General features: G+C 45.0%; 21 protein-coding genes and 1 pseudogene. 4 read left to right on the plus strand and 18 right to left on the minus strand.

Annotation, left to right across the window (positions count from 1 at the left end):
* From NIASO_RS15030 to NIASO_RS15070, 9 genes and pseudogenes are all read right to left on the minus strand, one after another.
* Positions 1-3,098: pseudogene (locus NIASO_RS15030) on the minus strand (SusC/RagA family TonB-linked outer membrane protein).
* 92 nt (positions 3,099-3,190) lie between these two features.
* Complete coding sequence (locus NIASO_RS15035; RefSeq protein WP_008587213.1) at positions 3,191-4,228, minus strand: FecR family protein; 1,038 nt, start codon at positions 4,226-4,228, stop codon at positions 3,191-3,193.
* Between the two features lie 49 nt (positions 4,229-4,277).
* Positions 4,278-4,790 carry an RNA polymerase sigma factor gene (locus tag NIASO_RS15040; protein ID WP_008587215.1) on the minus strand — a complete coding sequence of 171 codons (513 nt, stop codon included), beginning with the start codon at positions 4,788-4,790 and terminating at the stop codon, positions 4,278-4,280.
* A gap of 127 nt (positions 4,791-4,917) precedes the next feature.
* Entirely contained in the window at positions 4,918-6,426 is a 1,509-nt protein-coding gene (locus NIASO_RS15045) for a S41 family peptidase (RefSeq protein WP_008587217.1), read from the minus strand.
* 12 nt (positions 6,427-6,438) lie between these two features.
* Positions 6,439-7,473 carry a thiamine-phosphate kinase gene (gene thiL / locus NIASO_RS15050; RefSeq protein ID WP_025299026.1) on the minus strand — a complete coding sequence of 345 codons (1,035 nt, stop codon included), beginning with the start codon at positions 7,471-7,473 and terminating at the stop codon, positions 6,439-6,441.
* 73 nt (positions 7,474-7,546) lie between these two features.
* The gene (locus tag NIASO_RS15055) at positions 7,547-8,317 is read right to left on the minus strand and encodes an inositol monophosphatase family protein (protein ID WP_008587220.1); all 771 of its coding nucleotides are present in this window, start codon (positions 8,315-8,317) and stop codon (positions 7,547-7,549) included.
* Positions 8,318-8,671: 354 nt separating this feature from the next.
* Positions 8,672-9,652 carry a hypothetical protein gene (locus NIASO_RS15060; protein WP_008587221.1) on the minus strand — a complete coding sequence of 327 codons (981 nt, stop codon included), beginning with the start codon at positions 9,650-9,652 and terminating at the stop codon, positions 8,672-8,674.
* A 145-nt stretch (positions 9,653-9,797) separates the two neighbouring features.
* On the minus strand, positions 9,798-10,286 hold the full coding sequence (locus NIASO_RS15065; RefSeq protein WP_008587224.1) for a hypothetical protein: 489 nt from the start codon (positions 10,284-10,286) through the stop codon (positions 9,798-9,800).
* Positions 10,283-11,362, minus strand: a complete 1,080-nt coding sequence (locus NIASO_RS15070) for a helix-turn-helix transcriptional regulator (RefSeq protein ID WP_025299027.1) — start codon at positions 11,360-11,362, stop codon at positions 10,283-10,285. Before NIASO_RS15070 ends, NIASO_RS15065 begins: the two co-directional genes overlap by 4 nt.
* A gap of 261 nt (positions 11,363-11,623) precedes the next feature.
* On the opposite strand from NIASO_RS15070, the gene NIASO_RS15075 reads away from it, so the two are divergent.
* From NIASO_RS15075 to mtgA, 3 genes are read left to right on the plus strand one after another with little or no spacing between them, the layout of a single operon-like run.
* Complete coding sequence (locus tag NIASO_RS15075) at positions 11,624-13,153, plus strand: GH3 family domain-containing protein (RefSeq protein WP_008587230.1); 1,530 nt, start codon at positions 11,624-11,626, stop codon at positions 13,151-13,153.
* A 41-nt stretch (positions 13,154-13,194) separates the two neighbouring features.
* The gene (locus NIASO_RS15080; RefSeq protein WP_025299028.1) at positions 13,195-13,815 is read left to right on the plus strand and encodes a LysE family translocator; all 621 of its coding nucleotides are present in this window, start codon (positions 13,195-13,197) and stop codon (positions 13,813-13,815) included.
* Positions 13,816-13,844: 29 nt separating this feature from the next.
* A complete protein-coding gene (gene mtgA, locus NIASO_RS15085) occupies positions 13,845-14,540 on the plus strand; it encodes a monofunctional biosynthetic peptidoglycan transglycosylase (protein ID WP_008587234.1) in 696 nt (231 codons plus the stop codon).
* Between the two features lie 19 nt (positions 14,541-14,559).
* On the opposite strand, the gene NIASO_RS15090 is transcribed toward mtgA, so the two are convergent.
* The 9 genes from NIASO_RS15090 to NIASO_RS15135 form a co-directional block, all read right to left on the minus strand.
* The gene (locus tag NIASO_RS15090) at positions 14,560-14,931 is read right to left on the minus strand and encodes a hypothetical protein (RefSeq protein ID WP_008587236.1); all 372 of its coding nucleotides are present in this window, start codon (positions 14,929-14,931) and stop codon (positions 14,560-14,562) included.
* A gap of 88 nt (positions 14,932-15,019) precedes the next feature.
* A complete protein-coding gene (locus NIASO_RS15095; protein WP_008587238.1) occupies positions 15,020-15,733 on the minus strand; it encodes a LytR/AlgR family response regulator transcription factor in 714 nt (237 codons plus the stop codon).
* Between the two features lie 317 nt (positions 15,734-16,050).
* The gene (atpA, locus tag NIASO_RS15105) at positions 16,051-17,631 is read right to left on the minus strand and encodes a F0F1 ATP synthase subunit alpha (protein WP_008587243.1); all 1,581 of its coding nucleotides are present in this window, start codon (positions 17,629-17,631) and stop codon (positions 16,051-16,053) included.
* Between the two features lie 197 nt (positions 17,632-17,828).
* A complete protein-coding gene (locus NIASO_RS15110) occupies positions 17,829-18,059 on the minus strand; it encodes a 4a-hydroxytetrahydrobiopterin dehydratase (protein WP_008587245.1) in 231 nt (76 codons plus the stop codon).
* 10 nt (positions 18,060-18,069) lie between these two features.
* Positions 18,070-18,513 carry an IPExxxVDY family protein gene (locus NIASO_RS15115; protein WP_008587247.1) on the minus strand — a complete coding sequence of 148 codons (444 nt, stop codon included), beginning with the start codon at positions 18,511-18,513 and terminating at the stop codon, positions 18,070-18,072.
* 36 nt (positions 18,514-18,549) lie between these two features.
* Positions 18,550-18,921 (minus strand): MauE/DoxX family redox-associated membrane protein, encoded by a 372-nt coding sequence (locus NIASO_RS15120; protein ID WP_008587248.1) that lies wholly within the window; start codon positions 18,919-18,921, stop codon positions 18,550-18,552.
* A 244-nt stretch (positions 18,922-19,165) separates the two neighbouring features.
* Positions 19,166-19,930 (minus strand): sugar phosphate isomerase/epimerase family protein, encoded by a 765-nt coding sequence (locus NIASO_RS15125; RefSeq protein ID WP_008587250.1) that lies wholly within the window; start codon positions 19,928-19,930, stop codon positions 19,166-19,168.
* A 180-nt stretch (positions 19,931-20,110) separates the two neighbouring features.
* On the minus strand, positions 20,111-21,388 hold the full coding sequence (locus NIASO_RS15130; protein WP_008587251.1) for a Gfo/Idh/MocA family protein: 1,278 nt from the start codon (positions 21,386-21,388) through the stop codon (positions 20,111-20,113).
* Between the two features lie 130 nt (positions 21,389-21,518).
* A complete protein-coding gene (locus tag NIASO_RS15135) occupies positions 21,519-22,865 on the minus strand; it encodes a Gfo/Idh/MocA family protein (RefSeq protein ID WP_008587253.1) in 1,347 nt (448 codons plus the stop codon).
* Between the two features lie 451 nt (positions 22,866-23,316).
* Here NIASO_RS15135 and NIASO_RS15140 point away from each other — a divergent pair, with 451 nt between their 5' ends.
* Positions 23,317-25,821 carry a glycoside hydrolase family 9 protein gene (locus NIASO_RS15140; RefSeq protein ID WP_008587255.1) on the plus strand — a complete coding sequence of 835 codons (2,505 nt, stop codon included), beginning with the start codon at positions 23,317-23,319 and terminating at the stop codon, positions 25,819-25,821.
* Positions 25,822-25,879: the final 58 nt, after the last annotated feature.

Here is a 25,879-nt window from a genome sequence, read left to right on the forward strand (position 1 = left end):
TTAAAAAACCACATTTACTCCTATGGTGTAATTGGCTAAAATGGGATAATAGCTTCCGCTGGTAATAATTTCGGGATCCCAGCCTTGCGGATAGTGACTAAAGGTTGCAAGGTTTTCCGCACTTGCGAAAATACGGGCGGATGTTATTTTTAACCATTTTTGCTTATCCTTACTTAAAGTGTATCCTAATTGTATATTCTTAACCCGGACATAGTTGCCATTTAAGAGCCAGAAGTCAGACAATAATGTATTGGGTGATCCGGTATTGGCCAATTGTTCCATCCGGGGATATTTTGCATTCCGGTCAGGGTTTTCCGGGGTCCAGCGCCCATCCATTTGCCAGCGCTGTACGTTCCCATTGCCGTTGAGCGCATACCCGGCGTATCCATCCAGCCGCCCCTTGGCGCCGCCGATTCCCTGAAATAAAATATTAAAATCAAAACCGGCGTATCCTGCATTTAAGGAGAGCCCATAAGTATATTTCGGAATATTCGTTCCCAAAATAACACGGTCATAATTAGGATCTACTTTTCCATCGGGTTTACCGTCCGGTCCGCTTATATCTTTATAGCGAATATCTCCCGGCTTTGGTTTTGCATTTATGGTAGTTTGATTAGCATAACCATCAATATCCGCCTGGTTAATAAATAGCCCGTCTGAAACATACCCATAATAAAGATTAAGCGGGTAGCCAAGGAAACGGTCGGAACCATTTCCCTGTAATCCATTGGGCTGTGTAATATTAAGGCCCGGGCCCAGATCAAGCACCTTATTATTAATGATCGAAAAGTTAGCATTTCCGCCAAAAGAAAATCCGGCGATCCTGTCTCTGAAACCCAACTCAAATTCCCAGCCTTTATTGCTTAGTTTTCCGGCATTAATGGTGCCTATTCCAAAACCCAGCACTTTTGAAAAACTGCCACCGGGATTGGCAAGAATGTCATAGCCATAACGATCAAAGTAAGCAGCGCTAAAAGTGAGCCGGTTATTTAATGCGGAGCCCTCTAATGCAATATCTTTGGTACGGGTTGATTCCCAGTGAAGGGCGGTATCTGTTAAGGTGGTCAGGATTGAGCCTGCTTTTATTACTCCTCCAATAGGATAATTATATGCTGAACCCAAGGCCAGCACCCGTTGCCAGGGATAATTCCCTATATTCTGATTTCCGAGTGTACCGTAAGAGGCTCTCAATTTCAGGTCATTAATCCATGAAATATTTTCCTTGAAGAAAGACTCCTGGGATATACGCCAGCCCAACGCCACTCCTGGAAAATTGGCGTACCGCATGGAAGGCGGAAACCGCGAAGAGCCATCCCGGCGTACAGTGGCTTCTGCGAGATATTTTCCCGCATAATTATATTGCAGCCGTCCAAAATAAGAATCCATTGCCCACTCCACTTTTGTGCCATTGTTGGTTTGAGTGCCGGGGTCCCCTGCATTCAATTCAGTAAGGCTGTTGGACTGATACCCGTCTCTGAATGCTGCAGAGGTACGATCTCCGTTATATTCATAGGTATGACCCAACAATATTCCCAGGGTATGCTTTCCAAATGAACGCTTGTACTCCAGCAGTTCCTGAAGTGTTTTATATTCCACGACTTCATTGTTTTGAGTAAGATTTCCAGGTCCCAGCATAACATTGGCATTCAACCGCTGATTGGAAAGGAATCTCCGTTCTAATTGAGCGTTGTTGGTATATCCCGCTATTCCGGAAAGCGTAAGGCCACGTATGATCTGCCAGTCTAAACGTACATTTCCCTGTAAGTTGGTCCATTTTGATTTATAAAATGATTCATTATTAAGATAAGAATACGGGGTCCCTTTATTGGCCAGCCCGGTCCCTAAATCGCCATTGCTTAGCAGATATGGATATATGGCTGGTATGCGCACCACCTGACTAATGGATGTAAGCATATCGTTAAAATCCTGGGTAGCTGAAGGGGCCGGCTGGTCGTTCAATTCCTGGATCGCGCCAAGCCGGGTAGAGAGGGTCAGGTTTTTGGTGAGTTTATTCGTCATGTTCAAACGAATATTATAACGCTGGTAGTCATTCTTAACAACGATCCCGTTTTGATATAAATATCCTAATGACAACAGGTAATCTGTGTTTTCTGTTTTATTGGAAACAGAAAGATTATGTCCTGTTTGCAGGGTTCCTTTTTTAAAAATAAGATCGACATAATTAACATCAGGGTAATTGTCCGGATCTGACCCGTCTTTAAATTTTTGGATCTGTGCCGCAGTATAGGTTCCTGGTGTGGCTTCATTAACAGCCTCCGCATATTCCCAGGAGTGTACAAACTCAGGATATTCTGTAGCCCGCTGGGTTCCCACATACCCATTATAGCCAATTTTTATTTTTCCGTTCTGACTTTGCCCGGATTTTGTTGTAACTAAAATAACCCCGTTAGCAGCCCTGGATCCATAAATGGCTGCGGATGCGGCGTCCTTTAAAACAGAAATACTGGCAATGTCATTAGGATCAATATTATTAAGCTGACCCGGCATTCCATCCACCAGCACCAAAGCATCGGGGCTGGCCCCAAAAGAAGCGACCCCCGCACCCGTATGGTTCCACCGCTGGCTCCACCCGGCTGACCTGAGCGCTGGGTAACAGTGATTCCCGGCATTTGTCCGGTAAGCGCCTGCGATGCCTGTGTTACAGCCCTGTTGTTTACATCTTTTGCGGTGATCTGGGAAATAGCGCCAATAACATTTCCTTTTTTCTGCGTTCCATAACCCACCACTACAACCTCATCAAGACTGTTCTTTTGCGGCTTCATTCTTATGAGCAATGCGCTGTTTTGTCCGGCCGCTATAACATAGTTATTGATCTGCTCCGGCTGGTATCCGACAAACTCAAAAAGCAGGTTGTATTTGTCATTAACACTGAGCCCTGATAGCGTAAAAAGGCCCTTGTCATCGGTAATAAGGTGCTGTTGCGCGCCTTTGGTACTATTCTCGATTGTGATAGTGGCCCCGCCCAACGGTTCTCCGTTTTCAGATAAAACCTTTCCATTAATATCATTTAAACGCTGCCCATAGGACAACAGGGACACTGATATACAAATTAATAGCATTAATAAATGCCTGTTCATACATTTACTTATTAAAAGATTAAAATAAAAATGATCCACTCCGGTAGCTTTTGCACCGGGTATTATGAGATAAATACTTTTGTTGGGGTATTCTATTCCTTCTTCAGGAAGATCGAATCATTACGTTGTTCATACGACAAGTGATTTAATTGGCAAATCGATAGAATGATCACTGAAAGAGAATCGGTATAGAAGAGTTTACCTGTCAGCCTCCTATGCGCAATCGAGGAGTCCTGGTAAACAATAACCTTTCCATACCTTTTTTCCAGGTTTTTGAATATAGCGCCTAACGTGGCGTCTTTATATTCGATAGTTGTATTGGTCCACAAAATTGAATTTGCATCGTCAGTTGAATGGCCGGCTTTCGGCATTTTTGCTCCGTTTATTGGTACGGCGTCCGGAATAGCCGTTACAAGCACCTGCCCGGAAAGTTTGTCGATATAACAGGTTTTGCCCGGGGTTAAGAAAACATCCTGCATGGCAAATTTTTGATCTTTGGAACGTAAAACTACTTTCCCCTCATGAAGCGCTACACGTAGTGCGTAGCTATTATATCGCTGCACCCAAAACCGGGTTCCAAGCGCTGTTGTGGTAACACCGTTAACGGTTACGGTAAACGGGTTTGACGGGTTTTTTGTAACCTTAAAGAAAGCATCACCGGAAAGCAAAGCGACCTGCCTGGCCCTGGAAAAATCAGATTTATATGAAATCCGGGCTGAGGGCTGCAATAGCACTTCGCTGCCGTCGGGTAGCCAATATTTCTTCAGGGTCAGCGTTTCATTTTTTAAATATAGCACCACTGCTCCCGCGTTTTTCACTTCCTGTCTGTGTTTTAATGGCATTAATTTCCATCCAGCCACAATCAATATTAAAATGGCAGCAGCAGTTAACCAGCGTTTCAGATGAACGATAACAGGCTTTTTCTTCCGAATAATTTTTTCCAGCAGCTTTTGACGCTGCCCGTAGGAAAAATGAACTATTTCGGCTTCGGTCAGCGATTCAAGGCCATCCAACTCATCCAGCGCTGTTTCATTTTCATACAGGTAGGTATATACCCCCTCTGCCTCAGCATAACCTGCTTCGTTATTCAGAAATTTTTGAATCAGTAGTTTATCTATATGCTCCTGCATTTACTATATTGTACGTGCAAAAAGCAAAAATTACCTAAGCTGGTAAAAATTATTTTGAAATAAAGCCCAAAATGGTCAAAAAAGCTAAATACTTCCTCAGGTCTTTTAAGGCATTCATGACATGTGCGTCAACGGTTTTTACGGATATACCTAATTTTGAAGCAATTTCTTTGTGTGAAAAACCTTCTACATAAGCCATCGAAAAAACTTTTTTGCGTGTAGGGGGAAGTCTTTCAAGACCCTTTTTGATTGTATCTGTTAGTTCCAGTTTAGTAATTGTTTCAGTTGTTGAGGTGGCTTTGATTTCCTCAGCCAGTTTTCGCAGATGTGCTTCTTTTCTCAGCCAGTCAATAAACACCTGCTTTGCCTTACGGTTTAGCTGGAGTAATTCGGGCAGCTCAAACGAAAAGCGCTCGCGGTATTCCCACAATTTAATAAATGTAAGCTGCGCCAAATCTTTCGCGGTATCCTCTGATCCTGTTTTTTTCAGAAACAGCGAGTACACCTGATCGTAGAATTTATGAAACAGTGCTTCGAAATATATTTCATTAAATACAGTCATTCGGAAAGATTCGTAAAATCGACGCCCCTATTTATAACGTATTACAATAATATGAACGACAAATGAAAATAGCAAAAAATCAACACAGTAGTAAAGGATCGTTCCGTCAGGGGATTTCAGACAAAAATCAGTCCTTTCGCTTTTCCAGGATCAGGTCTATTGCTTTATCCATTTTATAATCGCGCCCCAGGCGGATCGCCTCAATAGTTGGTCCTGCATAAATATCGGGCAGGATCCCCTCGCCGTCCCTGGGTACTTTTTTATCCATTACGAACCGGTAAGCGGGCAGGCGGAACCGGACCCCGGTGTGGGGCAGCACCACATCGGGTATCATAAAGGCAGAATGGCCATAGGCGGCTCCACCCGTGGGTTCGCCCACAACCGTAACATTCTCCTGGCCTTTTAAGGTGTGCACCACCATGGTTGTGGCAGAAAAGGAGAATCCCCCGGTAAGTAAATAAACAGCTCCGTCATAATGCAAGGACTTTTTGGGCTTAAACCGGTGCCGTTCGTAATAACTGAAATGATAATAGCCATCATTTTCCCTGTGAGTGAAGAAGCCCAATACCCATAAAGCCAGTTTATCTTTTCTTAAATACCGGTTATACCGGGCGCTTTTACGCAGTGTTAATAATGAATCGCCCAGCTTATAGGGCTTGTTAACCAGGTATCGGGTGAAAATATTGGCATTATGCACGGCGCCGCCGCCATTGGTGCGCAGGTCCACGATCAACTCTTTGATCTTTCTTTTTTTTAACTCTTTAAAGGATTGACGAAAAAAAGATTGAAGGTCCAGATGCGGGGAAAAACTGCCCAGGTCCATCACCGCAAAATTTCGAACGGTATCTATTTTCAGCGAGCGGATCTCCCCCAGCTTTTCCTCTCTGGTTTTTTGCGAAACAGCCTTCGGTGCGCTATCGCCTGTTTTGGCACTGGTATCCGGTTTAAAGAACTGCAGAAAGGTATATTGGAGCGGGCCTCCGGCATGCCGGTACCCGATCTTCAATGAATCGCTTTTGCCGAATATCGTCGTATACAAATTCCCGAAGGAGGCGCCGTTGCTCAACTGCTGGTCTTTTGCAACCGGGTTGTTTCCATCCGCCGGCAGGTATTGGTACATCGTGTCCAAAAGCTTTGTAACAGGTTTGTTGTTGAGCGATTCTATTATTGTGCCCCGTGTTAATGCCGTATCCTTTTTATCGAGGTTGTATACCACCACCGCAGTGTCTTTCCATATCTTCAGGTATACCGGAAACCGGGGTGGGCTTTTTAATGAATCTATATATTGCTCGTAGGCTTTCGAGCTGCGGATGGAGGTATGCCCGCAGCCAATTTTCGTGTTCACTAAAGAAAGAATATTCCGGAACGCTGTTTCTGTAAGGCTATCATTCAATTTGGCTCTTCCTTCGGCAAAAGCCCGGTCCATCAAGGGTTTGGGCGTGTACCAGTATAACCCGGGATGCCGTGTTTCCAGTATGTTGCGGTATAAATCGAAATCTGCCTGTAGCTGTTGGGGGCTGAATTTTTTATCAGGGCTATAGCCTTTTTTAGTTCCTGAACAGGCACTCAACAATCCCGCAATGATAAAGAGGGGCAACACTATTTTTGTAATACGGGAGTCTTTGGGTATGCGCATGCCGGTACTTGTTTACTTACCGATCGGGTTCCAGCCCTGTGCCGTAATTTCATGCCGGCTGCCCCCTTTGGTGATAATATGCGCGCCTTCCTCAGGGGCTGTCATGTATCCGATAATGCTGATCGCCGGGTTACCGTTTATTTTTTCATATTCGGATTGAGGGAGTGTAAACAGCAGCTCATAATCCTCGCCGCCGCTCAGGGCACAAGCCGTGGGGTCAATTTCGAATTTAAAGGCCGCCTGCCGGGTTTCTTCCGCAACGGGTATTTTATCTTCATATAATACACAGCCCACCTGGCTGTCTTTGCAGATATGCAGGATCTCCGAGCTCAACCCGTCGCTGATATCCATCATCGCCGAGGGCTGCACAGATTGCGCTGCGAAAAATTCAATAATATCTTTTCGTGCTTCGGGTTTTAATAACCGGCCAATTACATAAGATTCCCCTTCCAGGTCGGGTTGTACTTTGGGACTTTCCAGGAAAATTTTTTTCTCGCGTTCCAAAAACAACAGCCCTACGTAAGCCGCACCCAGGTCGCCGCTAACACAGAGCAGGTCGCCCTTTTTAGCGGTGCTTCTTTTTACAAATTTGTCCGGCGTTACTTCTCCGATTGCGGTAACCGAGATCACAAATCCTTTTTGAGAGGTGGTGGTATCTCCGCCTACCAGGTCTACGCCATAATAATTACAGGCCGCATATACGCCTTCGTAAAATTCATTTAAGGCCTCCAGGCTGAACCGGTTGCTGATACCAATGCTTAGGGTCAACTGTGTTGGAGTGGCATTCATCGCATATACGTCGCTAAGGTTTACCACCACCGCTTTATAACCAAGGTGTTTCAGCGGCATATACATCAGGTCGAAGTGCACGCCCTCCAATAACAGGTCGGTAGTTATTACGGTTTGTTTCCCAAAATGATCAATAACTGCCGCATCATCGCCAACCCCAAGCAGGGTGGAGGCGTGATGCAGTTCAATATTTTTGGTGAGGTGGTCAATTAAACCAAATTCACCCAGTTCGGATAGTTCTGTTCTTTCGTTATTCATTTTTTTACGCGTAAGGCTAAACGCGTAACGCATAACGTCAATGCATGAAGCATTGAGCATTGCGCGTTACGCATCAAGCGTTATTAATCACTTTCAGCATCTGTTCATGTATCAGCCCGTTGGTAGCCAGTATCCGGTGCTGGTAGGGAGAATATTTGTCACCATTAAAATCGGTTACTTTACCTCCGGCCTCTTCTACAATCAAATACCCGGCGGCGCTGTCCCATGCCTGCAGCTTATGTTCATAAAAACCATCGAACCGCCCGGCGGCAACCCAGCAAAGATCAATAGCCGCTGCCCCCAGCCGGCGCACGGGAACCCCTTCTTTTATAAAACGTTCAAATACCTGCAACGGGCCGTTTTCCGTATTAATATAAACATAGGGGAAACCCGTGGCTAAACAGGATTGCATCGCATTGGTTTCGCTGCTCACTTTTATGGGCTGCCCGTTGAGCGTGGCGCCTTTGCCTTTTTCCGCAAAAAATAATTCATCCATATGCGGGTTATAAACCATTCCCAAAATCATTTCGCCGTTGTACTCTACTCCAATAGAAACACAATTGATCGGTAAGCCGTGGGCAAAGTTGATGGTGCCGTCCAAAGGGTCAATGATCCATTTGTATTCGGATCGGGTGGCCAGTTCGCCGCTTTCTTCTGTTAAAATAAAATGATCGGGGTAATGTGCGCGAATCATTTCTATGATCGCCTTTTCTGAGGCATGATCCGCATCCGTAACCAAATTATTTCTTCCTTCCTTATGCTCAATGGAAAAGGATTTTTGAAAATAGCGGGTAAGCTCCGCAGCGCCTGCCTTAACGGCCGCCGTTAATACGTCTTTTAACATGAGGCAAAGATAGGAAAGCGGCCGGGTGTATAACAAATTCACCGTTAATAAAGAAACGTTGAATTCAGATGGAGCGCCTATGGCTCCAGGGGAGCCCTGTGTTTGTAGGATCATGGTCATAAGACGCACCGGCTCTCCCGCCTCAGCGGGACCGCGTAAACACGGGGCGTCCTGCGGAGCCCAATCCCCTCCTCGTATATTTTCTATAAACACGCCGCTCCTCCCGGAGCTGAAAAGACAAATTTGGCGTACACCCTTTTGGTTGGCTGGTCTTTTGCCACTTTTTGAAGAAATTTATAATCCGCCAAAACTTGTTTTTTTGGGGAGTAATGGCGGATTATAGATATTGAGGGCTTAAAAATTGGTCGTGGTGCCGGTACCCATGGGCGTTGACTCCTGCGTAATGGCTACACCTGATGAGCGGGAGGTATTGGACACTGTAATATTTATGGTTGAAAGCATATTTCGTTGAAAGGTAATGTCCTTGGTGCCCAACGGAACCACGGTAGCATCGGATTTAATCCAGGTGATGGTTACAGGTATTGTTTCAGTATATGTATCAGTTGCCCATGCCTGCTGCACCTGGTGAAAACTAAATATATCCTGAATAGTGGTTGCAGGAGTTGTAGTGGAAATGTATTGTGTAGGCCCGTCTTTCATTTCAATTTTGAGTTGCCCGTCTGTTAATCCAGAGGCTACAAACTTTGCCCCGAAGACGGTTCTTTTGGTGTTAACGGTAACTGTGCCATTTTCGGAGGGCACATAGCCGGCAGTTTCTCCATAATACCGGTCAATGTTTGGCCTATAGTAATAACTGCTAGAAGACAAACCAGACGGCAGATAGCTGTAGCCATATTCAATATTTATGTAATACACGGTAGCCGAAGTAATAAAATTATTAGTGACATTGTTGGTGGTGAGGTTGCTTAGCGAAAACGGTGCGCCATATCCATTATAGGAATGATAAATTTTAGTTTTCCCATCAACTACAATATTTGCTACAAACTTATACTCGTACCCTCCTAACAAACCTAATGAGATATTACCCGTATTGTCGAATAACGCGTAAGCGAATGGGTTATAAGTACCAGCGGTGCCCTGTACTCTTGAATACACCTGGATGGCCATTAAATCATTGCTGGCCAATACCAGCGGTGTGGCGGTTGCCTGACTGGCAGAAAGAGACGATTTTACCTCGGTAATTTCCGCAGCTACGCCCAGCTTAACGGTGTAAGTTTTTGGGTGCTCTTCAGGAGCGGGAGTATCCGGATTGCTTTTTTTAGAGCAGCTAAATAATAAGCCTGCCAGTAAACAGCAAGTCAGCAATTTTCTCATATTATAGTTTTTAAATTATTTGATTTGTCTCACGGTCAGCCGAAGCAGTGATTTTGCAAATGTATTTTTCTTCAGCATTGGGAAATTACGGGATTCCGTAATATGATCATCCGCGTATAAAATTCGATCTCTCCAGACATAACACTCATTTGGAAACTTTCCTTAAATGCGATAGCTGTTTGTTTAGTTTTCGGAATAGAGCATCCCCTTCAATGGCAGTGTCTTGCGCCAGTTGCAAAAATTCATCCCAGGTTTTGATTTTGCCCTTTGCTATTTTAGCAGCCTCGTGTATAACTTCATTCCTTTTTTTTGCCCATTCCTGAGTCTCAATAAAAATTAATTTTAAGTTAGAATCTGTTTCCAGTAGCCTAAGATTTTTTAATCCCGCTCCTATTGTGCCAAGGTTGACATCTTGTTTAGTTAATTCTGCAATCCGACTTTCCAGGCGATCACAAATCAGGCTTTCTGTTAGTGTAGTTGCTTCAAGAAAAAAGCCTTGTGAAATTGAATTTTTTAACTGCGATGCTGCAGATCTGATTTTCTTGTATCTCGCTTTATTTGACAATTCAGACGTATTGGCTCTGAGTTCTTTCATCCCGCAAACATACCCCTCCCCATTGTCAGCTACTGTCAAACGCCTTTTCTCTTCTTCAAAAAATTATTATAATAGGCGAAAGCAGGGGTGTTATAGGCCTCAATACATTGCCGGTGCAGGTCTACCACCATCCTTTGCAGCAGCAGGGGCTTTTGAACCTTTACATTGTTCATCCACTGAAAGATCCAGCCCACCAGTTCGCGGTTAATGCCACAGGTGAGGGTTAGCCGGGTGTTGCCGTTTTTCAAAAGGATAAACTGCTGGGTATTGTGCCAGAAGAACTGGCGCACAAAGCCGCCGGTACTATTTGCAAATTCCAGTGTTATTTTATAAATGTGGTTATCAATATTCGGACTGATGCCAAAATGGGTATTAAAGAACTGCTTCAGTAACGGAGCGTATTTCCGGGGATTAAAAACAATATTGGTTGCTGTAAAAGCGGCCAGCGTATCAAAGGCGATCACCGCTATTTTTTTTAGGTTTTCATTATATGCGCATACATGCAATACGCCCCGGTGCTGCTGCAGGGAAAGTGGCAAAATGCTATGCCCTGTAGCTACGGGGTTAAAATGGGTATCTACATGGGTGCTTAATGATTCTATTACCAGCTTGCGTTTGTTCTGTATGGCCCAGATCAATTGATCAATGGTTTGCTGTTGCGCTTTCGTGTAATGTGCTTCATAAAAATTGGAGTTTTGCAGTTTCAGGTTGAAGGTATCCGCAGCAAATTCAAATTTCCCTTTGCTTCCCTTTTCATAAAACCCGGCCTCCATTTTTTGAAAGGATTTCCTTCGCTGCAACAAAATATCAGAAGGAATAAAAACCCGCGTAAGATAAAAAGTGTGGATGTCGGTCAGCGTAAAATCATGCACACTCTTATTGTATACCAGCTTCCAGGTTTTCTTATTATACTCGCCGGTATACACTTCAATGCTTTCGCCTTTTATTTTTAAATTGGCAGCTAATTCATCCAGATAACGGTATAACGACCGGCTGGAAAATGCAAAGCCGTTTTTTTCTTTCCAGTCTTCAAGGATAGCAATAGTACAGGGCGATTGTTTTAGCCTTGAATACAGCTTTAGAATAATTTCAGATTTGGAAGGATTGGCCGCCATTCGTCATTAATTTTCCTGAAAAATAGGAAAGGTCCGTCATCTTTGCATTATAATAATTATTTGAATTCATTAAAGGATCTCATCATATTTGTCCGTTTTATAGTAACTTGTAGGGTTGGTAAATACAGGCAACGCCGGGCTACCCGTTTAAACGGAACACACGTTAAATATTTATTTCATTGGTGTTGCCGTTTCTCATCATTATTAATTCCGGCGTGAGGCAAAAAACAATATATTTGCCGGCCTGTGTAGTATGAAGATATGGCATCCATAATAGATATTAAAATACCCCGTTCGATTGCCAGCGCACTGCGCCTTCCCAGACGCAATGCAAAATCGCAACAGCGAAAGGTGTTGAAAAAGCTATTAAACAAGGCCAGATTTACTGAATTTGGCCAGAATTATCATTTTGATCAGATCGTTTTATCGAGAAATATCGAAAAGAACTTTCAGAAGAATGTTCCCATTTTTGATTATAACAAGATCTATAACGAATGGTGGATCAAAACCCTGGAAGGCAAGCCGGATATTACCTGGCCGGGGAAGATAAAATACTATGCCCTTAGCTCGGGCACTTCTGAGGCGGCCAGTAAATACATTCCCATAACAGAAGACCTGCTGAAAAGCAATACCATTAATTATATAAAACAGCTTATCAGCGTATTTGGGTATAAACAAGCCAACAAAAGATCACTTACCAAGGATTTTTTGATCATTGGCGGAGCCACGAACCTGCAGAAAGGAGAGGCGGGGTGGTTTGCAGGCGACCTGAGCGGTATCCTGGCAAAAAAACGCCCGTTCTGGTTTCAGACCTTTTATAAACCGGGCGGCCGCATTGCGGCGATTGCCGACTGGAACCAGAAACTAAATGAAATTGTTGATAACGCCCATAAATGGGATATTGGCTATATCGTAGGCGTACCGGCCTGGTGCCAGATGTGCATGGAACTGGTTATTGAACGCTATAATCTGGCGAATATTCATGAAATATGGCCAAATTTCGGTGTTTTTGTCCACGGGGGCGTTGCCTTTGAGCCCTATAAAAAGTCCTTCGACAAATTGCTGGGCCGGCCCATTGTATACGTGGAGAACTACCTGTCGAGCGAAGGGTTTATCGGCTACAAAATGAAGGAAGAGCGTGGCATGCAGTTGGTGACCAATAATAATATCTTCTTTGAGTTCGTTCCCTTTGACAACTGTAATTTTGATGCAGAGGGTTCTATTATTGAAAATCCTGAGGCGTTGCTGATCGATGAGGTGGAAGAGGGAAAGGAATATGCCTTGCTGATGAGCACCAATGCGGGCTGCTGGCGCTACCTGATCGGGGATACGATCAAATTCCTCGACAAGGAGAAAGCCGAAGTAATTATTACCGGCAGAACCAAACACTTTTTAAGTCTGGTAGGGGAGCACCTTAGCGTGGAAAATATGAACCGGGCGATCCAGGATGCGAATGATCATTTCAACATAAGCATACAGGAATATACCGTGGAGGGATTTCCCTATAAAAATTATTTTGCACATAAATGGTATGTTGCAACGGCTGACCCGGTGAATAAAGAACACCTGATCACTTTTATCGATGACAAGCTAAAGGAGATCAATGATGACTACGCTACTGAAAGAACCAGTGCTTTAAAGGATGTTTCTATTGAAGTGCTGCCCCCGGAGACCTTTATGAAATTTATGGAGCTGAAAGGGAAATTAGGCAGCCAGCACAAATTTCCGCGGGTTATGAAAGGTAAAATGCTATCCGAGTGGGAAAAATTTTTAGAAACCGGTCAACTTTAATTTCCCGTTGTTGAAAACTTCCTTTATATTGTTTTTCAATTATGATTGAGGCCTTTATAAAAGGATTGACCATGGGGGTGTTGCTCAGCCTTTCAGTAGGGCCGGTGCTTTTCTCAGTTATTAAACACAGCATTAATGTGGGACACCGGGGCGGCTTGGCCTTTGTGCTGGGGGTTTCCGCAAGCGATGCTTCCCTTGCTTTTATCAGCAACTTTTTTTCGCAGTTTTTTACTTCGCTCAGCTCGCACAAAGTTTTGATCAGTATTGCGGGCAGCACTTTTTTGGTTATACTGGGCGTATACTATGCTTTTTTTAAAAAAATAAGGATCCGCGACCGTATAAAAAAAACACCCCCGCTTTTTCGTAAACGGGACTACCTGCAACTGTTTCTTTCGGGTTTTCTTTTAAATACGCTGAACCCCGGGGTCTTTATTTTTTGGCTGACAGCTTCCACCACTTTTATCACACACACAATTAATGAGCGTATTGTGATTTTTGTAACGTGTTTATTATTTGTTTTGGGGACCGATATCGCTAAGGTGATGCTGGCTAATAATATCCGCAACCGGCTTACGCCGCGAAATATTCATCTGCTGAACCGCATCAACGGGTTTGTGCTGATGTGTTTCGGGGTAGCATTGGTGATTCGGTTATTGGTTTAAAAAAAAGCAACCGGCAGATGATTTAAAAGATGAAACTTATTAAACGGATATGGAAGTGGGGCCTTCGGTTATTTGTTGTTCTTTTTATTGGACAACTTATTTATATTGTTGTATTGAAGTGGGTAGCCCCTCCCATCACCCTGACCCAGATAGGAAGCGTTCTTTCCGGGAGAGGGTTCCACAATAAAAACATGCCCTCCTCGGCAGTATCAGAAAATGCACGCCTGGCCGTAATTGCATCGGAAGACCAGTTGTTTCCGGATCATAACGGGTTCGACTGGAAGAGTATTCAAAAAGCGATGGAGTACAACAGGAAAAAGCCCGGCCGGGTGCGTGGGGCCAGTACGATCAGCCAGCAAACGGCAAAAAATGTTTTTTTATGGCAGGGCCGGAGCTGGATCCGGAAAGGGTTGGAAACGTATTTTACTTTTATGATCGAAAACATCTGGGGAAAAAAAAGGATCCTGGAAGTGTACCTGAACGTAGCAGAAATGGGTAAGGGGATATTCGGGATCGAAACAGCAGCGCAAACCTATTTTAATAAGCCGGCAAAGGAACTGACGCAATATGAAGCCGCAGCAATAGCCGCCATTCTTCCCAATCCTTTAAAACTCAATGTCAAACCCATGTCGCCCTATGTTTCTTCCCGGGCACGGGCTATTGTACAACAAATGAATTTTTTAAGACCCGACCGGGACATTCAGCGCATCATTCAGGCAAATTAACTAAAGCGGTCTTTTATTTTCAGGTAGTTGCTACTTTTAAATCAGAAACCTCATTTTCCAGGTTAAGGATAAGGTCACTCCAAAAGCGCATATCTACCCCGGCGGCTTCAACCGTCGGCATCATTTCAGCCGCATTGGCAATTTCTTTATACAACAGGTGGTCGGGGCCTAAGGGAGAAAAGGTCGACTTAATGCGATGCAGCAGCCGTTTCATTTCTGCAATGTTTCTGCTCAGTACCGCGGCGGCCAATTCGCGGGCATCATCAGCCCACTGGTCTTTTATTTCCCGCACAATATCCTGCATTGCCTGGGTATCATTACCTAATAAATCTCTCAGATAATCGAGATTGTTACACATTGGGTCCGGATTTTTGATAATCGGTTTTGCCATTGTTGTCAGCATTTTAGTTGCATTAATCATTTAAAGGGCTTCCTGCAAAGGGCGGCAGTATTTTCTTTTATAAATTGTTCAAAGGGCTTTATAAAAGATCCAATTTCGAAAGTAATAAATCTTTATAACTCTCAGATACCGGTATGGGCTGATTTTTAATATACACCAAACGGTCTTCAATATATTCCACTTTGTCAATTGCAATAATATAACTGCGGTGTACGCGAATAAACTTATCCGACGAAAACTTATCCTCTATCGCTTTAAGACTTCCATGCACCATATACGATTTGCCGGGCAGGTTAAACTGTACATAGTCCCCTTTGGCTTCCATCCATAAAATATCATCCAGATTGATCTTCCGGATCACCTTGTTTTCCTTAATAAAAAGCTGCTGTGCGCTTATCGCTTTTGTTTGGTGCGATTGTTTAAATTTTATTAATTCCTGCACTTTATCCATCGCGGCCAGTACCCTGGACAATGTAAAGGGCTTTACCAGGTAATCCACTACGTTCAGCTCAAATGCCTCAACTGCGTAACTTTTTTTTGCTGTGGTTAAAATGGTGTGCGGGCGCCGGGGTAATAACCGCAGCAATTCCAAACCGCTCATTTCGGGCATTTCCACATCCAAAAACAGGATGTCCACATGATTATCCTCCAGGAACACCTTTGCATCCAATGCATTTTCACATTCGCCTACCACCTCTACCGTACCTAAGTTTCTAAGAATTTTTTTTAAAGTAAGCCGGGCTACTTTATTGTCATCAACCAATAAGCATATCAGAGGGCCTTTCACATTCATCAATCTTAGTGTTGTTAAAGATAAGAAAACTTTCTATATGCAAGGAGTCGGGGCAATTCAAATTTTCGCCATCGTGCTGCCGATCCGCAGCCGGCTGGAATACCTCTCATTAAAACAACAAAGACTTCTTGTTGACACCCGAAGCGATGGGTTTAAAAAAGCAGTTGTTTTAAGCGAAAATTTTAGGAACGCCCCAAATCAGTTGCTTCGCGAATATATAATAATGTTTTAATAAGTTTTCAATTGTTTTATAATTGATTGTATAAAAAAAGCTGTCCTTTTGGGACAGCTTCAACTATTTAGTAACTCCTGTTATTTTATTTTTTATACTGGGGAATGATCGCATTGGCCAAATCCACCATTTGCTTCAGTCCCTCATCAGGAAGGTTTCCTTTTTTGAATTCGCCTAAAACTTCGGGGTATTTGTTCTCCATTTCCAGCAGGAACTGCTCTTCGAATTCCTTCACCCGGTTCACCGGTACATCTTTGATCAGACCGTTGGTACCCAGGTAAATGATCGCTACCTGTTTTTCTACCGGGTAAGGAGAATATTGCGCTTGCTTCAAAATCTCCACGTTACGGGCTCCTTTGTCGATTACGTTTTTAGTAGCCGCATCCAGGTCGCCCCCGAATTTAGAGAAGGCTTCCAACTCACGGTACAGTGCCTGGTCCAGCTTCAGCGTACCGGCAACCTTTTTCATGGATTTGATCTGTGCATTACCTCCCACACGGCTTACCGAAATACCTACGTTGATCGCAGGACGGATACCCGAAAGGAATAAGGAAGATTCCAGGAAGATCTGACCGTCGGTGATAGAGATTACGTTAGTGGGGATATAGGCTGATACGTCACCCGCCTGGGTTTCGATGATCGGCAATGCCGTTAAGGATCCACCGCCTTTTACCAGATGTTTGATGGAAGCAGGCAGGTCATTCATGGTCTTAACGATCTCGTCGTTGTTGATCACTTTCGCCGCTCTCTCCAGTAAACGGCTGTGCAGGTAGAATACGTCACCCGGGTATGCCTCACGGCCCGGTGGGCGACGTAATAACAGGGATACTTCACGATATGCTACGGCCTGTTTGGAAAGATCATCATAAATGATCAGTGCAGGGCGGCCGGTATCACGGAAGAATTCTCCGATAGCAGCACCCGCAAACGGCGCGTAGAACTGCAGCGGAGCCGGATCAGAAGCAGAAGCTGCAACGATGGTAGTATATTCCATTGCGCCATTGTCTTCCAGGGTTTTCATAACGCCTGCAATGGTAGAAGCTTTTTGCCCGATGGCTACATAAATACAATAAACAGGTTTTCCTGCTTTGAAAAATTCTTTCTGGTTGATGATCGTATCGATCGCGATGGCTGTTTTACCAGTCTGGCGGTCGCCAATGATCAGTTCCCGCTGGCCACGGCCGATGGGGATCATGGCATCAATCGCCTTGATACCGGTTTGCAGCGGTTCTTTTACCGGCTCCCGGAAAATTACCCCGGGCGCTTTACGCTCCAACGGCATTTCATACAATTCTCCGGCAAGGGGCCCTTTTCCATCAATGGGCTGCCCCAATGTGTTTACCACACGGCCGCTCATCCCTTCGCCCACTTTAATAGAGGCGATCTGGTTGGTACGACGCACTTTGGAACCTTCTTTAATGTCTTTTCCTTCACCCATTAATACCACGCCCACATTATCTTCTTCAAGGTTCAGGGCAATGGCGCGTACGCCGTCTTCAAACTCCACCAACTCACCATACCTTACATTTCCAAGGCCATACACACGGGCGATACCATCACCCACCTGTAATACGGTACCTATTTCCTCTAAATCGGCCTGAGCATTAAAATTGCTGAGCTGCTCCCTTAGGATGGCACTTATTTCGTCTGGTTTTATTTCCGGCATAAATAACGATATTTAATAATTTGATGGAAAGAAAAGGAGCTAACGCTCATTTTCAGGCTGCAAAAGTAGGACATACAGCTATCATAACAAAAAAATAAACGGCTGTAATTTTTAAGTTTCTGCTTGTTTTTTCATGTTTTCTACGGGAGGAGGTTTCCCCTACCGCTAAAATGATAAATAACGGTACAAAAGTGTAGTTACAGGCAACTATCGATCTTTTTTGCCAGTTTCCTATCCTTTTCTGTAACAATATCCCCGGCGTCATGTGTAGAGAGCCAGAACTCCACTTTGTTATAGGTGTTCGTCCAGGTAGGGTGGTGGTCCATTTTTTCGGCAACCAGTGCCACCCGGGTCATAAAGCCAAAAGCCTCATTGAAGTTACTAAATTCAAACTTGCGGTATAATGTATTGTCTTTTTCTTCCCACATAACATGCCATTTAAAAAATGAGGTAATCCTTATTTTTAATCTTTTCGTTCGTAAGCTCGGTAATCAGTTGCACGCCGGGGATCTCCCGCAGCCATGCTTTTACCTGTTCCAGGTAGTCGTCCGTTACCGTATCGTTCTTCATCAGCCATAAAAAATCGAGGTGCTTAAATTCGGGCAATAAAAACTCCCCGTCATGAAGGTTATTATACAAATAATGGCAAAGGGAACTGTTGGGGTCGCGATATTCGTAGACCGAGAAAAAATACAGGCGGCGTTTGCGTTTTAATTTGATCTCAATTTCATGGTTGATCCGGAAATCCAGCTCTAAAAGATTGTTCAGGTTCCAGCAAAATTTATAATCTTTTACCGTAGTTACAATACCCAGTAGTTTTGTGTCTTCAAAAAACTCCTCGGTGATCTGATCTGTATTTAAAGATAATTTTACGGTAGCCATTGCTTTTGTAAAGGTAATAAATAATGCCGCTCCCGGTTATGCGAGTATCGGCCGGTATCTTTTATAATTATCAAGGATCATCCATATATTAATAAGCATCAATGTTCCGGCGAGCACAATAGTATCAGGGGCCAGGGTAATCCCATGCACCAATATGCCCGTCATCACCGGTAAAATAACCAGCGCGCCCAATGCTCTTGTTTTAGGAAAAATAACCAACAGGCCGCCCAAAATTTCTATGGTTCCGGTTAAGGGCATCAGCCATTTTATTTTTACTACAGCCCCCATTAGTTCCATTTGCTCGGGCGTCATTTCCGGCGCCGGCATATAATGGAAGAATTTGCTAAGCCCTGCGTTGAGGAATACCAGGGCAAAAAGTGTAAAAACGATTTGTTTGACGATTTTCATGTTTGCTTGATTTAGTGGATCTTTTTTTTAAGCAAAAACCGTACTACAGGCGTTCTGTGGGTAAGAATTAACATGAATTAACGCGAATTCGATAGGCAAATAATTGAATATTATAACGAAAGTTTTTTGAAACATTAAGGTATTAAGCTCATTAAGAAAACGGCTTCTTAACCTCTAATGATTTATCGTTTGTCGTCTCTCGTTTGTCGTTCCCCAGCCAAGCAGTGGGTCTTCATTGATACCACTATCGTTGCTGTTTTTCAAAATATTTATAACAAGCAGCTATCCGCTCTAAACCATTGATGGCGGCTGATGGGGTTTCTATAATTCCATACACAAAACCTGCCTCTTTTTTGTGCTGAAACAAGGATTGAAAATCAACGATGCCTTCCCCCGCATTCACTGATTGCTTTCCTTGATCCACATCCCGTAAATGCCACAGGGGGAAGCGGCCGGGATAATTCCTGATAAATTCAAGCGGATCGTTTCCCGACTGAACCACCCAACCCATATCCATTTCAAAAACAACCCCCTCCGGATCGGTATTATTTAATAAAATCTCAAGGGGCTTTTCCCCGCGCAGCGGCTCAAATTCAAAATGATGATTGTGGTATCCGAATTGGATGCCCGCCGCCTTTGCTGCAAGCCCTATATGGTTGTATTGTTCCGCTATCCTGCGGTAGTCATCCGGCAGGCGGTTTGCATCGGGGTACATGGAACAAACCAGGTATTTTATCCCGGTAAAAGCAAAATCATCTAATATGCGCCCGATATTTTCAGGCGATACCGGAGCGTGCACACTTACCAGGTTTAAACCAAAATGCTCCAGTTTATTCCGGAATATTTTAGGAGCCATACCAAAAATGGTCCGGCTTTCCGGATCATAACCGGCTGCTTCCACTACGCTGAAACCCATATCTGATATGGCTTTCAGCGTGGCATCCACCTCTTTGGCCAGATCGTTTTTTACAGACCAGAGCTGCACGCCTAATGGAAAACTATTTGCCATATTCCAACTTGTATTATATCAATCAAAAGTTGACAACTATGTGACGTTTTTTGGCCCGATACCTTACTAGTGCTATGTCAAGCATATTTTATTAGGCCACAAAGGCACTAAGCCACTAAGTTATTCTTCTTGGAGTCTTCGTGTCTTCGTGGCATCAGACATTGTATACCTGACTTAACCCTAGAATTTTGTAAAATCCCAGGGCCCGCGGTAGGGTCTGCTGCGCATCATGTTAGCGTATTCATTATCAAACGCCTCTTTTGCCGGATCCCATTTTAATTCCCGCTGTAGTTGATAGGCAATATTTACTGCATTACAAACCGTAGCGGTGCGATGGCCTACTTCTACGTCGCAAATAGGTTTGGAGCGTTTCTTTATGGCGTTCACCCAATCCTGGTAGTGGTTATCGCTAAAGTATAAACGTTTATCACCTGTTTTAAATTTCAATTGCGCCAGGTTTTCCGGAGTGGTCCGCAGGAAGCCCCTGCTTACCTCGATCTTTCCTTTATCACCGATAAACTGGATGGCATTGCCCTGGCCCCAGTTTTTATGGTTCACTCGTATGCCATTGGCATATACGAATGAAAGTCCTTCCTTGGCCCCGGGCTGAGGGGGTGGAATAAATTTTACCGGGCCGGACTGATCCATGCCTAATGCCCATTGTACAATGTCAAACATGTGGGCGCCCCAGTCAGTAATATAACCACCGCCAAAACCAGCATAGCCGCGCCACCAGGCCCATTCTTTGGCTTCCAGTTCCGGAGCCAGTATGGCATTATACCCCCGGTAAAAAGAGGGGCCGATCCACAGGTCCCAGTCAATATAATCAGGAGTGGGTTGTGTGGGAAGATCACATTGTTTTACGGGTTCGCCTACAGAAACATTGATCTCGCTGATCTTGCCAATATAGCCGTTGCTGACCAACTCTGCTGCCTGGCGGAAGTTATAGGACGAGCGTTGCATACTGCCCGTTTGAAAGACCCGTTTATATTTCCGTGTTGCGTTTACCATTGCGCGCCCTTCGGCAATCGTTAGCGACAAAGGTTTTTCGCAATAAATATCCTTCCCGGCTTTGGCTGCATCAATGGCAACCTGTGCATGCCAGTGATCGGGTGTGGCAATAACAACCGCGTCAATATCTTTTCGCTCCAACAGTTCGCGGTAATGTTTATATCCCTTTACTTCTGTTGCTACTTTTTTTTCATTGGCTTTTTTAGCCAGCTCAATAAAATGGTCCAGTTTTTTGCTGTGCACATCGCATGCGGCCAGTACCAACGTTTCTTTGGGCCCGTTGATGGAGTTTACCAGCCCGTAGGATTGTTTGCCATTTCCAATATAACCCAGGTTGATGCGATCGCTGGGGGCTACATATCCCCGTCCGCCTAAAACAGATCGGGGCACAATCGTAAAGGCCAACGCACCCATGGCCGACTGGCCGATAAATTTTCTTCTTTTCATATTTTAAGTATTTAGCTTAGCAGCTCGTTAAATATTATGACAGGTAAATATACGGCAGTCTGGTTTTATATATAAAAGGCCGGAAATCCAATGATACTTTTTGGTTGACACAACACTGGTTTCAGATCCCTCATACCCTTGGTTCCCAGCCCGGCTGATAGGTACGTCTCCATAACTTTTGCGCTTCAGGGTCGTTGAGAATATGGCCATCTGTTGCACTGATCTTCAGATCACGTCCTACCCGCCATGAAATATTTCCCAACTGCATAGCCATGGTACTTTTATAGCCCGTTTCAACATCGCAATGGGGTTTCCGGTTTTCGCGGATGGCTCCAAGAAAATCCGCTACGTGCAAATTATCCAGGCTTAAGCTCGGACTGGAAGTATTACGTCCGTCGATTTTTTCTGCAGCCTGCGTCGATTTTACTTCTTTTATCTGTTTGCCGTTCAGGTCGTAAACCGTATACGCATCTCCGCCGGTATCCAGGCTTCCGTTTTCACCGTAAAAAATAACGCCACGGTCGAGCCCCTCTATTTTCCGGCCGTTGGAACTGCGGTTTTCCCAAACGAGCATGACCCGCCCGGGATATTCGAGCGTGACGATTTGCGTATCCGGGGTTTCCCAATCGTCTTTATAATTATACCGGCCACCCATGGATGAAACGCGTTCGGGAAAATCGACGCCCAGCCCCCAGCGGGCCACGTCCACTTCGTGGGTGCCGTTGTTAAGCGCTTCGCCGGTGCCCCAGTTCCAGAACCAGTGCCAGTTATAATGGATCAGTCCGTCCTTATAGGGCTGCCGGGGTGCGGGTCCCTGCCACAATTCGTAATCGAGCCAGGCGGGAACGCTGCCGGGTTTTAAAAAGTTTGTTTTGCGCGTATTGGTGTACCAGGTTTTGGCCATATATACCCGGCCGATGATCCCGTTATGCAAGGCCTGAATACCCTGGGTCAGCACTGGTGCCGAGCGCCGTTGTGCGCCCATCTGCACCACTCTCTTGTATTTCCGGGCGGCGGCAACCGCCAGCTCGCCTTCATGCGGATTATGACTCAGTGGCTTTTCCACATACACGTGTTTACCCGCCTGGCAACCCATAATGGTAAGGGGCGCATGCCAATGGTCGGGCGTGGCGATATAAATAGCGTCGATGGCTTTATTTTCAAGAAGCTTGCGGCAATCTTTTTCTGTTTTTGGGGTTGATTGCTGACTGCTGGTTGCAAGCGTTTTTATTGCTTTTGCGAAAGTGCGGTCATCCACATCGCACAAAAAACCGACCTCGGTATTTTTCTGATCGGCAAATGTTTTAGCCATCCCGTTCCCTCTTCCGTTAATACCGATACAGGCCATAAGGATCCGGTCGTTAGCTCCCATAATATTCCGGTAGCTTTTGGCGCTGAAGTTGAATACTGACGGACCAAGACTGACGCCTGCCGCGCCTATCCCCATGCTTTTGATAAAGGTTCTTCTGCTGGACATGTTGCTCTATTTTAATATTAAAATTCTGAGATTTATAAGTATGAGCATTCGTTTAGTTACTGATGCAGCATCCCTTATAGCCTGCTAAAGGGTTCTGTCAATTATGGCACTCAACTAAAAGTATAAAAGAGGCAGTGAACTGCTTCGAATATCTGCGAAAACGTTTTAGCATAAAATGCTCCAACGTTGATCAAAAATTATCATCGCATAATTTGAAAGCGCACGGCCTCTTTCGCTCATAAAGCCGCGGTACGGGAACCTGTGCACCTCGACCCTAATATGCGGAACCAACAGCCTGTAATCCGATCCGGGATTTTTAATACGGGAAGATATGCGTTTTTATGCATTTTTATTATAACTTCCTGTCATGAAACAGCAATAATATGCATAAAGTATTTCCATTATATATCACTTGTTGTTCCGGCATAATCAAAAAACAGCTATCGGTAGTATGGTCTTTTTAAAATCCTTTTTTCTTTTTGTCTTGTTGTGCTGCGGCATTGCAATGAAGACACTTGCCGCCGGCGAATGGATCCGCATCAATCAATTAGGCTACACTCCCGGGGGGATCAAGGTTGCCGTGTGGGGCTCAAAGAATAATACGGCGCCTAAAACTTTTCAGTTGGTGAATGCACAAAATAACTCGGTGGTCTTTTCGGGGCCTGCCGGAGTTCCTTTCGGCGTCTATGGGCCGTTCTCCCAAACCCTGCGTTTAAATTTCTCCCCGTTCAGCCGGCCCGGCTCCTATTACCTCGTTTGCGGAGATGCCCGGTCGCCGGTTTTCAGGATTGGAGACGACGTATATGCCGGGATAGCAGACTTTGGCCTCCGTTACTTAAGACAGCAGCGCAGCGGGTTCAATCCCTTTCTAAAAGACAGTTGCCATACGCACGATGGGTATACGATGTATGGCCCGATGCCGGATACCACCCGTATTAATGTTTGGGGTGGCTGGCATGATGCTACCGATTACCTGCAATATGTAACTACTTCAGCAAACGCTACCTTTCACCTGCTGGCAGCTTACCGTGATTTTCCCGGAGTATTTCCCGATCATTACCAGGCAAACGGCCTTGAGGGGAGTAATGGAACAGCAGACGTGCTGGATGAAGCGCAGTGGGGGCTCGATTGGCTGCTGAAAATGCATCCCCGTGCAGACTGGATGTTTAACCAGTTGGCGGATGACCGCGACCACCATGGCTTCCGGCTGCCGGATAAAGACTCAGTGGACTATGGCGTGGGCCCGGGAGCAGGAAGACCTGTTTACTTTGCTACGGGGAAACCACAGGGCCTGGGGCAATATAAAAACCGTACTACAGGTGTTGCTTCTACCGCAGGTAAGTTCAGCAGCGCTTTTGCATTAGCCGCAATCATTTACAGGAATAACCCCTCATTAGCCTCCCTGTTCAGACAACGGTCCCTCTCTGCCTATGCAATGGGCCTTGCCAAACCCGGCGCCTGCCAAACAGCACCCAACCGGGAGCCTTATTTTTATGAGGAAGATAATTGGGTAGATGATATGGAACTGGCGGCAGCAGAACTGTACCGGCTCACCGGCGAAAAACAATACGCTACCCAGTCGATCCGGTATAGCAAAGACGAAAAAGTAACACCCTGGATGGGGCAGGACACGGCCCGGCATTATCAATGGTATCCCTTTCACAATTTCGGGCATTATGAGTTAGCCGCGGAAACGGCGGCTTCGGAAAAAGCGGTCCTGACTGGATACTATAAGGAAGGCATTGAGCGGGTATGGAATAAAGCCAGGAAAAATGCTTTTTACCGGGGCGTTCCTTTTATCTGGTGCTCCAATAATCTCAACACCTCTTTTGCCATTCAGTGCCTGCTGTATAAAAAAATGAGCAGAGATGGTCAGTTTGATGAGCTGGGCCAGGCTTGTTTCGACTGGTTGTTTGGCTGCAATCCCTGGGGCACCAGCATGGTATACGGGCTACCGGCGAATGGCGATACACCTGCAGACCCTCATTCCTCTTTTTCAAAACTGAAACACTATCCCCTTGATGGGGCAATGGTGGATGGGCCTGTGTACGGCAGCATTTTTAAAAACCTGAGGGGATTAAAATTGTCCCATGAAGATCCTTATGCGGCCTTCCAATCGGACTATGTCGTATACCATGATGATGATGGCGACTATAGCACGAATGAGCCCACTACCGACGGAACGGCCTCCCTGGTTTACCTGATGGCGGCAAAAGAATCGGAAGCGCAAGATTTTTTTGCTCCCACTTTTACCCTTTCCCACGGAGGAATTATAAGAGGCGACACCCATAAAAAAAATATTGCCCTGGTTTTTACCGGGGATGAATTTGGAGACGGCATTCTTTCGATCGCCCGCACCCTGCAGCAGGAAAAGATCCACGGCTCTTTTTTTCTTACCGGGAATTTTTACCGGAACCCGGCTTTTAAAACAGGCATACAGTTGCTGCAAAAGAACGGTAATTACCTGGGCTCGCACTCTGATAAACATCTTTTATATTGTGACTGGACCAACAGGGATAGCCTGTTAATTTCGCGTAAACAGTTTTTGAATGATTTAACGGCAGCGTACCGGGAATTAAAAAAATGGAATATTACCCCGCAGCAGGCCTCTTATTTTTTACCTGCCTATGAATGGTATAATGATTCCATTGCCGCCTGGACAAAGGACTTCGGTCTGCAGTTGGTGAATTTCACACCCGGCACGCGGAGTAATGCAGATTATACCTTTCCCAAAATGGGGGAAAAGTATGTGCCCGGCGATACGATCTATCAAAGCATTCTTCGTTATGAAAAAAAGGATCCTTCCGGTTTAAACGGGTTTATACTGCTGGTACACATCGGCACCGACCCGGACCGCACCGATAAATTTTACAACCGGCTGCCGCAGTTGATTGATACCCTCCGGAAAAACGGGTATCATTTCCTGCGGGTTGATGAATTGTTAAACCAGAAGTAAGGTGAGAGGTGAAAGGTGAGAAGTGAATAGTTGCGCACAAAAAACAGACGGGTAAAAC

This window comes from Niabella soli DSM 19437 (assembly GCF_000243115.2).
Lineage (GTDB): Bacteria > Bacteroidota > Bacteroidia > Chitinophagales > Chitinophagaceae > Niabella > Niabella soli.

Coding starts and splice junctions, on each gene's coding strand:
- mtgA (WP_008587234.1), top strand. CDS start 13,845: ATGAAACTTATTAAACGGATATGGAAGTGGGGCCTTCGGTTATTTGTT.
- NIASO_RS15110 (WP_008587245.1), bottom strand. CDS start 18,059: ATGTGGGAAGAAAAAGACAATACATTATACCGCAAGTTTGAATTTAGT.
- thiL (WP_025299026.1), bottom strand. CDS start 7,473: ATGAATAACGAAAGAACAGAACTATCCGAACTGGGTGAATTTGGTTTA.
- NIASO_RS15140 (WP_008587255.1), top strand. CDS start 23,317: ATGGTCTTTTTAAAATCCTTTTTTCTTTTTGTCTTGTTGTGCTGCGGC.
- NIASO_RS15075 (WP_008587230.1), top strand. CDS start 11,624: ATGGCATCCATAATAGATATTAAAATACCCCGTTCGATTGCCAGCGCA.
- NIASO_RS15040 (WP_008587215.1), bottom strand. CDS start 4,790: ATGACTGTATTTAATGAAATATATTTCGAAGCACTGTTTCATAAATTC.
- NIASO_RS15135 (WP_008587253.1), bottom strand. CDS start 22,865: ATGTCCAGCAGAAGAACCTTTATCAAAAGCATGGGGATAGGCGCGGCA.
- NIASO_RS15095 (WP_008587238.1), bottom strand. CDS start 15,733: ATGAATGTGAAAGGCCCTCTGATATGCTTATTGGTTGATGACAATAAA.
- NIASO_RS15055 (WP_008587220.1), bottom strand. CDS start 8,317: ATGTTAAAAGACGTATTAACGGCGGCCGTTAAGGCAGGCGCTGCGGAG.
- NIASO_RS15045 (WP_008587217.1), bottom strand. CDS start 6,426: ATGCGCATACCCAAAGACTCCCGTATTACAAAAATAGTGTTGCCCCTC.
- NIASO_RS15060 (WP_008587221.1), bottom strand. CDS start 9,652: ATGAGAAAATTGCTGACTTGCTGTTTACTGGCAGGCTTATTATTTAGC.
- NIASO_RS15070 (WP_025299027.1), bottom strand. CDS start 11,362: ATGGCGGCCAATCCTTCCAAATCTGAAATTATTCTAAAGCTGTATTCA.
- NIASO_RS15120 (WP_008587248.1), bottom strand. CDS start 18,921: ATGAAAATCGTCAAACAAATCGTTTTTACACTTTTTGCCCTGGTATTC.
- NIASO_RS15125 (WP_008587250.1), bottom strand. CDS start 19,930: ATGGCAAATAGTTTTCCATTAGGCGTGCAGCTCTGGTCTGTAAAAAAC.
- NIASO_RS15080 (WP_025299028.1), top strand. CDS start 13,195: ATGATTGAGGCCTTTATAAAAGGATTGACCATGGGGGTGTTGCTCAGC.
- atpA (WP_008587243.1), bottom strand. CDS start 17,631: ATGCCGGAAATAAAACCAGACGAAATAAGTGCCATCCTAAGGGAGCAG.
- NIASO_RS15115 (WP_008587247.1), bottom strand. CDS start 18,513: ATGGCTACCGTAAAATTATCTTTAAATACAGATCAGATCACCGAGGAG.
- NIASO_RS15035 (WP_008587213.1), bottom strand. CDS start 4,228: ATGCAGGAGCATATAGATAAACTACTGATTCAAAAATTTCTGAATAAC.
- NIASO_RS15090 (WP_008587236.1), bottom strand. CDS start 14,931: ATGGCAAAACCGATTATCAAAAATCCGGACCCAATGTGTAACAATCTC.
- NIASO_RS15130 (WP_008587251.1), bottom strand. CDS start 21,388: ATGAAAAGAAGAAAATTTATCGGCCAGTCGGCCATGGGTGCGTTGGCC.